Raw genomic sequence first — 12059 nt, forward strand, 5'->3', positions numbered from 1 at the left:
CCCGGTCGGTGCGCGAAGAACACGGCCCGGGACGGACGGAGTCCGAAACGGCCGGATCCGTCTCCGCCGGCCGACCGGACGGGAGGACTTCTCAGTCCAGCGGCACGTCCAGGCAGGCCCGGCGGTGGCTGAAGGTGTCGATCGACCAGCGGCCGTGGTACCGGCCGGAGCCGCTCTCCCCCACCCCGCCGAACGGGAGTTCCGGGATGCCCAGGTGGGCCACCGGGAGGCCGAAGTTCAGGCCGCCCGAGCTGGTCTCCTCCGCCAGGCGCCGACGGGCGTGCCCGTCCTCGGTGAAGGCGTAGAGCGCGAGGGGACGGTCCCGCTCGTTGATGAAGGCGATCGCCTCGTCCAGCCCGGTGACCTCCAGGACCGGCAGGACGGGGCCGAAGATCTCCTCCCGCATGACCGGGGCGTCCGGCCGCACCTCGGCGAGCAGGGTCGGCGCGATGTAGCGGTCCGCGCGGTCGTGCCGGCCGCCGAAGACCGTGCGGCCCGAGTCGAGGAGGGCGACGACCCGGTCGAAGTGCCGCTCGTCGACGAGGCGTCCGTACGCCCGCGACCGCGCCGGGTCGGGGCCGTACAGCTCGGTGACCGCCCGCTCCAGGGCGCCTTCCAGCGCCCGGGCCGTGGCCGGGTCGGCCAGCAGGTAGTCGGGGGCGACGCAGGTCTGCCCGGCGTTGGAGAACTTGGCGCGGGCCAGTCGGGCCGCGACCGTCCCGAGGTCGACGCCCCGGTCGACGAACACCGGGGACTTGCCGCCCAGTTCGAGGGTGACCGGGGTCAGGTGCTCGGCGGCGGCCCGCAGCACCGCCCGCCCGAAGCCGGCGTTGCCGGTGTAGAGGATGTGGTCGAAGCGCTCGGCCAGCAGGGCGGCGGCCGTCTCGCGGCCGCCCTCCAGCACGGCGATCGCCGCCGGGTCCACGTACTGCGGCAGCAGCCGCGCCAGCAGGGCCGAGCAGGCCGGCGCCAGCTCGCTCGGCTTGGCCAGCACCGTGTTGCCCGCGGCGATCGCACCCGCCACCGGCACCAGCAGCAGCTGCACCGGGTAGTTCCAGGGCGCGATGACCAGGACGGTCCCGAGCGGGTCGTGGCGGGTGTGGGCGCTCGTCCCCGGCGGCAGCCGGGTGAGCGCGGCGGCGGGCACCGGCTCGGGGTGCAGCCAGTCCTCCAGGTTCCGCAGGGTGTGGTCGATCTCCCGTACGGTGAAGTCGACTTCGGCGAGGTCGGCCTCGGCGCGCGGCTTGCGCAGGTCGGCGTGGAGGGCGGCGGCGATCTCCTCGCGGTGCCCGGTCAGCAGGGCGCGCAGCCCGGTCAGCTGCTCGGTGCGCCAGGCGAGCGGCCGGGTGCGGCCGGTGCGGAAGGTCGCGCGCAGCCTGGCGACGGCTCCGGCCGGCGTGTCCGGGAGCGGGCTGTCCGAGGGCCGGCCGTCCGGGGATGTGGCGGGCGGGGTGCTCATGCGGAGTCCTCCCGGGCGGGGTCGGGGATCCAGCTGCCGTGGAAGCCGGCCGGCACCCGTACCGGCAGGTGGACGGTGGCGATCGGGTCGCCGGTGAAGTCCTCGGCGGAGAGGACGACCAGGTCGCTCGCGCCCCGCTCGGGGTCGTGGACGTAGGCCAGCAGGTAGCCGTCGTCCTCGCCGCGGGCGCCCTGCCTCGGGACGAAGGAGGCCTCGCCGGTGTAGCGGCCGGCGCCGAACCGCCGCACGGTGCTGGACTGCCGGCTCAGGTCGTGCTTGATCAGGGCGTCCCCGGCGGCCTCCGGGGTCAGGGCTTCCAGGGCCCCCGCCGCCGCGAAGTGGCGCAGCAGGTCGCCGGCCACGGTGGAGTACCCGTAGCGGTGGGCGCCGCCGACCACCGCCGGGCTGACCGCCGGGAACTCCTGCGGCCGGTCGTCCAGGCGGGTCTCGGTGACCCTGCCGGAGACGGTGTCGACGGTCCAGCGGTCCAGGGTGGGGCTGCTCTGCCCGTCCAGCGCGCCGCCGGCGAACATCCGCGGGTAGCGCACCACGTCGATGACGACCCGGTGGCCGTCCTCGTGGGCGTTGAGCGTGTGGTAGACGAAGCAGGGCTCGACCTCGAACCAGGCGACCTCGGTGCCGTCGCGGGGCAGCAGCCCGATCCGTGCGCCGCCGGTCTCGTCCCAGACCGCCGGGTAGGTCTTGCGCGCGAGGTTGTCGGCCGTGCAGACGCGCGCCGTGAGGTCGAGGACGACGGCGAAGTTCCGGGTCAGCGCCATGTCGTGCACCACCGGCCGGTGCGCGACCGGGACGTCCACGGCCCGGACGACGGCTCCCCGCGGGGAGACCACCAGGTGCCGCAGGTTCTCGCTGTCCCGCTGCCAGGTGATCGCGTGCAGCTCGCCGGTGACCGGGTCGAGCTTCGGGTGGGCGGCGAACCCCTCGGGCAGCGTGCCGCAGAAGTCGCTGGCGCCCACCGTCTCGATCTCGTAGGAGAGTTCGTACGGGCGGAAGCCCCCCTCGACCAGCGCGAAGGTGCGGTCGGCGTGCCCGATGACGTGGGTGTTGGGCGCGACGTCGGTGATCCTCGGTGCGGCGCCGGGGCGCGGCCGCTCCCCCAGGGCCTCGGCCACGGCGGCGCTGCGCACCAGCCGGTTGCGGTACCACCGGGCCCGCCCGTCGAGCAGCCGCACCCCGTGCACCATGGCGTACCCGCCGAACAGGTGCCTCGGCCGGGGGTCCTCCGCCCGCATCCCGTTGGGCCCGTTGCGCAGGTACCGGCCGTTGAGCTCGGCCGGGATCGTGCCCGTGACCGGCAGGTCGAACGCGGTGACTTCCTCGCCCACCGGCGTGTAGGCACCCGTGAACGGATTGGTGACGGTGGACACCGCAGATTCCTCCAGGCCGCATTCCGACGTCCGCTGCGCCCTCGGGGCAGCGCGGACTGCCCAACGAGCGGACCGCCCGCCGGGTGACGGCCGGTGGCGCGTGGGGGTCACGCCCGCCGGAGGGCCGTCAGCCGTCATCCGGTCGACGGTTCCAGAGCGCCGACTTCGAAGACGTCCGCCACGACGACCGCCGTGACCTCACCCGCGTCGTCATGTCCCACCCAGACCGGGTGGACGCCGTCTCCGCCCAGCAGGAAGGTGACCAGCTCGGCCCCGCCGGCCTCGTCGGTCACCTTGCTGCAGCCGCCGTCGAGTTCGCCCGCTCCGAGATCGAGCACCCGTTCAGCGTCTCAACCCCCCGATCCGGGTCCACTTGCGAGCCGCATTCGAACAGCACCATCATCGGGACGCCCGGAACCGCCCACGAGCCATTCCCGAACCCGCCCTCCCAGGAGCAGACTTGACTGTCGAATCCCCCTGACCGGCAGTACCGCGCACCCGCCCACCGCCTTGCAGCGAGGAGCCCTCCCGGTGATCGACTTCAACGTGCTGACCGACCTGGCCCACCGCGAGGACGTCCAGCGGATCGGCGTCGGCGTGGTGGTCCGCGACACCTCCGGCCGGATCCTGATGATCCGCCGGGCCGCGCACGACACCCTGCCCGGCCGGTGGGAGTACCCGGGCGGCGGCCGGGCCGGCGACGAGACGGTGGAGGCCGGCGCGACACGGCGACTGGCCGAGGAGACCGGGCTCGCCGGCCTGCCACTGGAGTACGCGCGGCACCTGGACCTCACCGACCGGCGCGGCCTGCGCGTGCGCCAGTTCGTCTTCACCACGGTCGTGCCGGACGGCACCGCGATCCTCCTCTCGCCCGGCCACGACGACCACCGGTGGGCCGCCCCCGACCGGCTGCCGCCCACCAGCGACGGACAACACACCGTGATCGAGTGGCTCAGCCGCCGCCTGGCCCTCCCCGGCTGGCGGCCGGTCGGCGGCTACCTCACCACCATCGCCCGGCCCGGCTCCTACGGCTGTTTCCTCGTCACCGATCCGCAGGGGCGCGTCCTCGGGCTGCGCTCCACCGTCGACCCCGGCGTGTGGAACTTCCCCGGCGGCAACGTCGAGCACGGCGAGACACCGTTCACCACCGCCCTGCGCGAGGCCCGGGAGGAACTGGGCCTCGACCTCGCCGCGGAGAACCCGCAGGTGCTGCGGCGGCGCCTGGTCGCCGTCGTCCACGAGCAGGCCGGCAGCCTGTTCCCCGTCCCCGCCTGCGGATACGTCTTCGACGGCGGCGTCCTCACCGCCGAGCAGCAGGCCCGGATCCGCCTCGACCCCGCCGAGCACACCGAATGGCGCTTCGAGACCGCCCACGACTGGCAGGACCACATGGGCCCGGACCGCTACCGGCGGCTCCTGCAGGCCCTGCGCGCCCACCGCAGCGGCACCCCGCTCTACCTCGAACGCCCGGCCCCGGACGACGACTTCGAGGGCGTCATGGTCCTCGTCACCGACCCGGCCGGACGGCTGCTGATGCACCACCGCGACGACAAGCCCGGCATCGCCTGGCCCGGCTACTGGACCCCGATCGGCGGATGGCGCGAGGCCGACGAGACCCCCGAGGAGAACGCCGCCCGCGAGGTCCGCGAGGAGGCCGGAATCACCATCACACGGATGCGGCCGGTGCCCGGCCCGCAGCACGAGCTCGTCTCCCCGCTCGTCCGCGTCCTGCACGCCGCCTGGGACGGCTCCGACATCGACCTGCGGCTCGGCGACGAGGGCCTGGCCGTCCGCATGGTCCCCTTCGGCGAGGTCCTCGACCTCAAGGTCCCGCCCTACATGCGGCACTACCTGCCGCTGCTCGCCGCTGCGGCCGACCACCCCGCCGGCGGCACCTGGTGACCCGGCCCGCCCCCACCGGCCGCCCGGCCGACCACCCGGCGCCCCGCGCAACCGGCGCGGACCCGCTGACGCTGGTCGTCGGCGTCCACCTCGTCCTGGTCGCCGACGGCACGGTGCTCCTCGGGCGACGCCGCAACACCAGCTACGCCGAAGGCCTGTGGCACCTCCCCGCCGGCCACATGGAGCCCGGCGAACCGATCACCCGCAGCGTGGCACGCGAGGCCGAGGAGGAACTCGGCATCACCATCGCCGAGGACGACCTCGAACTCGTCCACACGCTGCACCACCTCGACGCCGACGACGGCCGCAGCCGCCTCCAGCTCTTCTTCCGCCCGGCCCGCCACACCGGCCAGGTGCGCAACGCGGAGCCGCACAAGTGCGAGGAGCTGCGGTGGTGGCCGCTGGACCACCTGCCTCCCGACACCGTGCCCTACACCGCGCACGCGCTCGGTGAGATCGGCCGCGGCAAGCCGCTGTCCGTCGTCGGCTGGCCGGACTGACCGCCGCCGCCCCGGCCGCGCCGGCCACCTGAAGCGCCCGCCCGCCCAACCGTCCTGGTCCTCCTGGAGGCAGCACCGTGGAAAGCTCTCGCCGGACCGTAGCCGTGATCGCCCCCGACCGTGACCGGGGCCAGGGCCGGGGCCGGGGCCGGGGCCGGGCCGCGACCGTCCGCTGCACCGCGAGCGGCCGGGGCACCACGCCGATGTGGACGATCCCCGGAGGCAAGGTCGAGGTCGACGAGCGCCTCGACGAGGCCGCCGCCCGCGAACTGCGGGAGCGGACGGGGCTTCTCCGCCCACGGCTGGGGAACGAACGTTTCGACCCGCGCACGCTGATCGGCGCGTGACACCGATGGGCCGACACCGCCGACCGCCCTCCCCCCGGCTGCCGGAGGACACCGACGCCCGGCTGCGCGCCATCGCCGGCGGGCAGCCCGTCGTGGAGGAGGGCGTCGTCGTCTTCCTCGGCAGCACTGTCCCGTACGTCTATCGGACCGTACACCGGCCCGACGGCACGACCGACCGGCACCTCGTCCGCCTGGACCCCCCGCCACCACGACCGCTTCACTGACCGTCAGGCCCTCCGCCGGCGGTGCGGGGCTCGCAGGGGGCGGGGAACGGCACGATCACGGTCCCTGCCCACCGGACGCGGGAGCGCGCTCTCCGTGGTGGGGTGTCACGCTCCCGTCCGTCGGCCGACCCGCCAGGCCGGCCGACGGCGGACGGCCTGCGGTCAGTGCAGCCAGGGCTGGTAGTTCGGGTTGTCCACGCAGCCGGACTCGACCAGGGAGGCGGTGGCCCGGTCGACCGGGCAGGCCCGGCGGATGAAGTGCCGGTCCACGCCGCCGGGGAACGCGACTTCGACCTGGTCGGCGTACTGGTGCTGGTCGCCGATGGTCGCGTTGACGTCGATGCCGCCGGGGGCGTCGATGAAGTAGTCCCAGGGCACCTTCTTCCACTTCTTGTACAGCTCGGGGTCGTAGGTGGTGCTGACGAACGGCGAGGGCTGGTTCTGCAGCACGTAGCTGGTGATGTCGTACTGGCCGTTGACGGTGTCCTTCGGGCCGAAGCCCTCTTCGAAGATGACGGACGGATCGCGGCCGTCCGAGCGGAAGAGCGGGTGGCAGTTCTTGCGCCAGTGCGGTTCGGGGGTGATGCGGGGTACGTCCACCCGGCGGTCCACGGCGGCGTACAGCGGGTCCGGGCCCTTGGGGAGGTTCTCGAAGGTGCTGGCGGGGAGGGTGACGGCGGGCCGGACGGCGCAGTCGTCGGCGCGCAGTTCGGCCTCGTCGGCGAAGTCGATCCGGCGGCCGTCCAGGAGGATGGCGACGGCCTCGGTGCCGAGTTCGCGGACGATGACGCCGTCGCACTGGGGGCCGCTCCAGAGCGCCTCCCCGCTGGGGTCGAGGCAGCTGAACGGGGCGGGTTCGGTCGCGGCCGCAGGGGCGGCGGCGGCCGGGATCTCGGGGATGAGTACGACGGCGCAGGCGAGGGCGACTGCGCCGGCGGCCGTGCGGATGCGGATGTTGATCACGACCGTTACCCTGGCCGCCCCCGGGCCCGGAGATACCGCACCTCACCCGATCAGGGGCGTGTCCTCGTCGCCGATTGACGCTCTCGGCCGTCCCGGTCCGCTCGGACCCACAGTGTGCGCGAGGCGGCGGCCCGCCGCCTCGCGTCAGACGTGGACGACCGGCACACCGGTCAACTCCACTCCCGCCTGGCCGAGTTCGGCGAGGGCCCGGGCGGTGGTGTCGGCGGCGACGCCCGCGGTGTAGTCGAGCAGAACGCGGACGTCGAAGTCGGCCCGCACGCCGTCGAGCGCGGTCGCCTTCACGCAGTGGTCGGTGGCGATGCCGACTACGTCCACCTCGGTGACCTCCCGCGCGCGCAACCAGTCCGCGAGCCCGGTCCCGTCCGCGGTGAAGCCCTCGAAGCCGCTCTTGGAGGCGGAGTGCGCGCCCTTGTAGAAGACCTCGTCCACCTTCGTCCCGACCGTGGGGGCGAACTCGGGGTGGAACTCGCTCCCCTCGGTGCCGGCGACGCAGTGCACGGGGAAGGAGTCCTTGAAGTCCGGGTGCTCGGAGAAGTGGCTGCCCGGGTCGAGGTGGTGGTCGCGGGTGGCGACGACGTGGGTGTACTCGCTGCCGGCGGTGCGCCCGACGAGATCGGCGATGGCCCGGGCCCGCCCGGCGCCTCCCCCGACCGGAACGGCTCCGCCCTCGCAGAAGTCCCTCTGTACGTCGACCACGATCAGTGCACGCCCCACGGCACGGCCTTTCTCACGGGATCCTCGGTCCCCCACCCGTGCCCTGCCGGACCGCGGAACGCGCGTTCCACCCGCGATGTTCACCCGGGCCGAGCACACGCCGCGGCGGCGTGCGGTGCGGCGCTCCGGGCCGCCCGGCCCCGGCCCCGGCCGGAGCCGCCCGGGCCGTGCCCGTCGGGGACACGGCCCGGGGACGACGGGGACCCCGCCCGCTATCCACCCGCCCCCTTCTCCTCGGCGCGGACACCCACGAGGCCGCCGTGGAGGGCCGGGTCGCTCGGCACGTCGAGGCCGAGGCCGAGGTCGAGGTCGAGGTCGAGGTCGAGGTCGAGGTCGAGGTCGAGGTCGAGGTCGAGGTCGAGGTCGAGGTCGAGGTCGATCACCGCCCGGTCCCCTCGTCCTCCCGGACCGGCAGGGTCCGCTGGGCCGGGAGGCCGGTGCGTTCGTTCTGCAGGTCCCACAGTTCCCTGAACCGGCCGCCCTCCTCGGCCACCAGCTCGGCGAACGTGCCCTCCTGGAGGACCTTTCCGTCCTCGAGCACCACGATCCGGTCGGCGACGGCCACGTTGGTGAGCCGGTGGGTGACCAGGACGACGGCCCGTTCCCGCGCGACCGCCCGCAGGTTCTGGAAGATCCGGTGCTCGGCGCGCGGGTCGAGGGCGGCGGTCGGCTCGTCCAGGACGAGCAGCCCGGCCTCGCGGTGGAACGCCCGGGCGATGGCCAGGCGCTGCCACTGGCCGCCGGACAGCTCCTCGCCGCCCATCCACTCCACCGCCAGCAGGGTGGACAGCCCCCGGCGGAGCTTGGCGACGACGTCGGCCGCCCCGGAGGCGTCGGCGGCGCGCAGCACCGCCGCGTCGCCCTCGGCGGTGGGCTGGCCCAGCGTGATGTTCTCGCGGCAGGTCAGCGGCCAGCGCGCGTAGTCCTGCGGGACGACGGCGACCTGGCTCCACAGGGCGTGCGGGTCGAGGTCGCGGGTGTCGCGCCCGTCCCACCGCACCGATCCGGCATCGGGCAGGTAGAGCCCGGCCAGGAGCTTGGAGAGGGTGGTCTTGCCGGAGCCGTTCTCCCCCACCAGGGCGAGGATCTCGCCCCGCTCGACGTGCAGGTTCACCCCGTCCAGTGCCTTGCGCTCGGAGGCCGGGTAGGCGTAGCGGAGGTTCTCCACCGCGATCCGGCGCGGCGGCTCGGGGACCTCGGTGCCGCGCCGGGGCCGGTGACCGCCGGCGGTGTCGAGGAAGCTCGACCAGTCGTCCAGGTACATGCCGGTGCGGAAGAGGTCCGCGCCGTAGCCGACGATGCCGCGCAGGCTGGTGCCGACCGCGGTCAGGGCGAACACGGCCGCGCCGCCGCGCGGCAGGCTCATCCGGCCGGTGCTGACCAGCCACAGCATCGCCGCCCACACCACCGCGCTGCCGAGGCCGGAGGCGGCTGCCCCGATCACCGACACCCGGGCGCTCTGCATCGCCGCCCGCCGCGAAGTGGCATCCAGCCTCCGGCCGACCTGGTCGTACTTGACGAGCAGGAACTCGCCCATGGTGTCGGAGCGGACCTGGTCGGCGTTGCGCTTGAGGTGGATGTACCAGCGCAGGTTGGCCATGATCCGGCGGTCGCCGACCGCGGCCCGGTTCGCCAGGAACTGCACCCGGGCGGCGTGCACCGACGCGATCCCCTGGGGCAGCGCGGCGAGCACCAGCAACGGCAGGAGGGCGGGGTGGAGCACCGTCAGCACGCCGGCCGCGCCCAGGAGCGAGGCGAGGGAGGCGAGCAGGTTCTGCGCCTCCCCGACGATGTCCACACAGACCTCGGCGCCGCGGTCCGCGGCTTCCAGCTCGTCGTTGTAGCCGGCGTGATCGTAGGCGGTCAGTTCGGCCGCCACCGTGGCGCGCAGCACCGCGGCTTCGGCCTCGCGGGAGATCCGCGGCGACAGGTGGATGGTGATGGTGCGGATCGTGATGCCCAGCAGGGAGCGGGCGCCGGCTGCCGCCGCGATCACGAGGATCGACGGCGCCGCGTGGGCGAGCTTGTCCTCGACCCGGCCGGGGCCGAACAGCGCCGAGATGGTGCCGGTGGTCGCGAACAGGCCGGCCGCGCCGAGCACCGCGGACACGGCCTGGCAGACCAGGAGCAGCGTGACGGAGGCACGGTCGATGCGCCAGCCGAGGCGGAACGCGCGGACGACGAGCACGGGCAGGCGGCGGGCCATCGCGTTGACGCCGATCGCCTCGATCGCCTCGATGCGGCGCCCGTCGGCGAGCCACCGCAGTTCCTCGTCGGCGGCCTCCGCCGGGGTCGCGGCGGTCACGCGATCGCCCCCTTGCTCGAAGCACGGGCCACCAGGGCCGCCGTGACGGGTGGGACGTGGATCGCCGGGGTGGGGTGACAGGCCACAGATCCTCCAGACGCAGAGCGGTGCGCGGACGCGCGGAAGCACCGGCACCGGCGCGGACGAGAAGCTCAAGTCTGCTTCTCTCAGGCCGAGTTGACGGTATTGACGGAGTCGTTACGGATGGATGGCGTCCGATGATGGTGCTGTTCGAGCGCGGCGTTCAAGTGGATTTGCCTCCGGGCGAGCCCGGGTCGAACGGGGACTTTTCGAGCATGTTCCGCGTGCGGTCCGGACCGCACGCCACTCGGTCGTCCACGGGACCGGGAGGGCGGCGGAGCCCAGTGCGCAGGCGGCGAGAGCGTGTTCGAACGCGGCCTTCCGGGCCGGTCCGAGGGGGCCGCGGACACCCCGGCGGGCGAGGAGGCCGCACAGGGCGGGGCCGCCGCCGGATTCACCCGTTCGGGGAGTCCGGCGGAGTCGGGCGCCCGAGCGGGTTTCGGGCGCCGGGCGCACCCGCGCCGGCCGCGCGCCGAGCAGCGCGCGACCCTTCGCATCGGGGGAAAGCGTTCGGAGCGGCGCCCGTCCCCAGCGTTCGATCCACCCCACCACGGGCCGGGCCGGACTGCCCGACCCGGCACTGTCAGTGCCCCCCGGTAGGTTGCCGAGCATGACCACTGTGACGAGCGCGACCGCGTTCCCCACGACCACCGGACAGCCCACCACGGCCGGGCGCACCCCCGGCACCCCCGCCCACGGCTCCGCCGCCACCATCGAGGTGATCCCGCTGTGGGCCGCCCCCTGGTCCCCCGCCGCACAGGCCGCCGCGCGGCGCTGAGTCGACCGGCAGCTCGCCGGTCGCCCTGCTGCCGCGGCCGGACCGTGGTTCCCACCAGCCCGTCACGCCGGTTCCGGCAGTGCGGTCAGTCCAGGTAGCCGGCCGTGCGGTAGCCGCCGCGGGCCGTGCGCTCCACCTCCGAGGCGCCCCAGGTGTGCGGCACGGCGAGATTCCAGCGGGACCGCAGGACCGCGTGCTCCTCCCGGTTCCGGGTCACGTACCACTGCCCCATCCGGCACCACGCCAGCGGCTCATCGGCCTCGGTGGCCACCGCCCGCACCAGTTGCGCCGCCTGCCGGGCGACCTGGTTCTCCAGCGCGGCAGCCTGCGCCTCCAGGTACTGGTTCATCCGGTAGGTGGCCTGGTCGCCGTGCTGAAACATGGCGTACTCGGAGTCGGCGGCCATGTGCAGGGTGCCGTTCCCCATGGTCACCGTGCCGCTGCGCACCACCTCCTCCTGGGAGTTCCGTGCGATCCCGCTGTTGAGGCGGTTGAGCAGCTTGGCCTTCTCGGGGGTGGCCTCCGGGATCTGGCCGCCACCGGTGCCGCCCTGCGCGGAGTAGACCTCGTGGAGGTCGTAGTCCCCGGTGTAGAGGTACTGCTTCCACCGCGGGTCGGTCTTCAGCTGGGCCAGCTGCGGTCCGCCGTCCGTCTTGGTCATGTCGATCGGCACGTACTTCTCGCCCCTGGGGCCGGTCCGGACGATCTCCGGGTCCGTCATCGTGTCGGGCAGGCGGGCGATCCGGACGCCGGCCAGGCCGTCCGCGTTCCAGTGGCCGACGAAGCCGCTCAGGTCGTGCTGCTCCAGCAACTCCAGTACGCGTTCCGGCTCGCCCGGCGTCTGTCCGGGTCCGGGGCCGTACTTCTTGCGCACGGACGCGGGCTTGATGGACTTCTCCAGGATGGTGTGCGGTTTGGGTTTGGCTCCTTCCGCGATGCGCCGGATGGAGTGTTCGCCGGTCTCACGGACGGCGATGGTGTACTTGTGCTTCCTGCACACCTCGGAGATGGCGGCCCAGTGGTCCTCCCACACGATGTTCCGCAGCTCGGACGACCGTCCGCCGGGCGTGACGGTCTCCCCGTCGTACGTGGCGGCCCCGCAGATCCGCAGCACGTTGTTCGGGTCCATCCGCGTCTGCGGCCTTCGCGGTGCTGCCGCCTGGTCGCCCGTCACGCGTTGGAGGGCCGGCGCCGTCCGGCGGTCGTCCGGGCCGGCGCCGTCCCGCTGCTCCGCGATCATGCGTGCCGTCGTCGAGTTGCCGACGGTGCGCTGCAGGGCCTCGGCACCCCTCGGAAACGCGTCCTCCGCCGCGGGTCCTGTGCCCCTGGCGGACCGTCGGGCGGTGGCCGCGTCGCGATGAGGACGCCCGGCCTTCT

The 12059-nt window shown here is 74.1% G+C and carries 13 protein-coding genes; 5 read left to right on the forward strand and 8 right to left on the reverse strand.

Annotated features, from left to right (window positions below; translation table 11 throughout):
* Nucleotides 1-91: 91 nt before the first annotated feature.
* From ACFVVA_RS00160 to ACFVVA_RS00170, 3 genes are all read right to left on the reverse strand, one after another.
* The gene (locus ACFVVA_RS00160; protein ID WP_387684117.1) at nt 92-1459 is read right to left on the reverse strand and encodes an aldehyde dehydrogenase family protein; all 1368 of its coding nucleotides are present in this window, start codon (nt 1457-1459) and stop codon (nt 92-94) included.
* Nucleotides 1456-2847 carry a carotenoid oxygenase family protein gene (locus ACFVVA_RS00165; protein WP_387684119.1) on the reverse strand — a complete coding sequence of 464 codons (1392 nt, stop codon included), beginning with the start codon at nt 2845-2847 and terminating at the stop codon, nt 1456-1458. The genes ACFVVA_RS00160 and ACFVVA_RS00165 overlap by 4 nt, the downstream gene beginning before the upstream one ends.
* Nucleotides 2848-2981: 134 nt before the next feature.
* Nucleotides 2982-3185, reverse strand: coding sequence for a hypothetical protein (locus ACFVVA_RS00170; protein WP_387684121.1), 204 nt, complete (start codon nt 3183-3185; stop codon nt 2982-2984).
* A 193-nt stretch (nt 3186-3378) separates the two neighbouring features.
* On the opposite strand from ACFVVA_RS00170, the gene ACFVVA_RS00175 reads away from it, so the two are divergent.
* From ACFVVA_RS00175 to ACFVVA_RS00190, 4 genes are all read left to right on the forward strand, one after another.
* Nucleotides 3379-4749, forward strand: coding sequence for an NUDIX domain-containing protein (locus ACFVVA_RS00175; RefSeq protein WP_387684123.1), 1371 nt, complete (start codon nt 3379-3381; stop codon nt 4747-4749).
* Nucleotides 4746-5249, forward strand: a complete 504-nt coding sequence (locus ACFVVA_RS00180; RefSeq protein ID WP_387684125.1) for an NUDIX domain-containing protein — start codon at nt 4746-4748, stop codon at nt 5247-5249. Before ACFVVA_RS00175 ends, ACFVVA_RS00180 begins: the two co-directional genes overlap by 4 nt.
* A gap of 77 nt (nt 5250-5326) precedes the next feature.
* On the forward strand, nt 5327-5596 hold the full coding sequence (locus tag ACFVVA_RS00185) for an NUDIX domain-containing protein (RefSeq protein WP_387684127.1): 270 nt from the start codon (nt 5327-5329) through the stop codon (nt 5594-5596).
* Nucleotides 5597-5601: 5 nt separating this feature from the next.
* Nucleotides 5602-5820 (forward strand): hypothetical protein, encoded by a 219-nt coding sequence (locus ACFVVA_RS00190; protein WP_387684128.1) that lies wholly within the window; start codon nt 5602-5604, stop codon nt 5818-5820.
* A 162-nt stretch (nt 5821-5982) separates the two neighbouring features.
* On the opposite strand, the gene ACFVVA_RS00195 is transcribed toward ACFVVA_RS00190, so the two are convergent.
* The 4 genes from ACFVVA_RS00195 to ACFVVA_RS00210 all read right to left on the reverse strand — a co-directional run bounded on the left by ACFVVA_RS00195 (nt 5983) and on the right by ACFVVA_RS00210 (nt 9823).
* Nucleotides 5983-6783, reverse strand: coding sequence for an ADP-ribosyltransferase (locus ACFVVA_RS00195; RefSeq protein WP_387684130.1), 801 nt, complete (start codon nt 6781-6783; stop codon nt 5983-5985).
* Between the two features lie 144 nt (nt 6784-6927).
* Nucleotides 6928-7518, reverse strand: coding sequence for an isochorismatase family protein (locus ACFVVA_RS00200; protein ID WP_387684132.1), 591 nt, complete (start codon nt 7516-7518; stop codon nt 6928-6930).
* A gap of 212 nt (nt 7519-7730) precedes the next feature.
* Nucleotides 7731-7901, reverse strand: coding sequence for a hypothetical protein (locus ACFVVA_RS00205; protein ID WP_387684134.1), 171 nt, complete (start codon nt 7899-7901; stop codon nt 7731-7733).
* Nucleotides 7898-9823, reverse strand: a complete 1926-nt coding sequence (locus ACFVVA_RS00210) for an ABC transporter ATP-binding protein (RefSeq protein WP_387684136.1) — start codon at nt 9821-9823, stop codon at nt 7898-7900. Before ACFVVA_RS00210 ends, ACFVVA_RS00205 begins: the two co-directional genes overlap by 4 nt.
* Nucleotides 9824-10514: 691 nt before the next feature.
* On the opposite strand from ACFVVA_RS00210, the gene ACFVVA_RS00215 reads away from it, so the two are divergent.
* The gene (locus ACFVVA_RS00215; protein ID WP_387684138.1) at nt 10515-10682 is read left to right on the forward strand and encodes a hypothetical protein; all 168 of its coding nucleotides are present in this window, start codon (nt 10515-10517) and stop codon (nt 10680-10682) included.
* Nucleotides 10683-10767: 85 nt separating this feature from the next.
* On the opposite strand, the gene ACFVVA_RS00220 is transcribed toward ACFVVA_RS00215, so the two are convergent.
* The gene (locus ACFVVA_RS00220) at nt 10768-11922 is read right to left on the reverse strand and encodes a hypothetical protein (protein WP_387684140.1); all 1155 of its coding nucleotides are present in this window, start codon (nt 11920-11922) and stop codon (nt 10768-10770) included.
* Between the last annotated feature and the right edge of the window lie 137 nt (nt 11923-12059).

Source organism: Kitasatospora sp. NPDC058048 (assembly GCF_042885555.1).
GTDB lineage: Bacteria > Actinomycetota > Actinomycetes > Streptomycetales > Streptomycetaceae > Kitasatospora > Kitasatospora lactacystinica.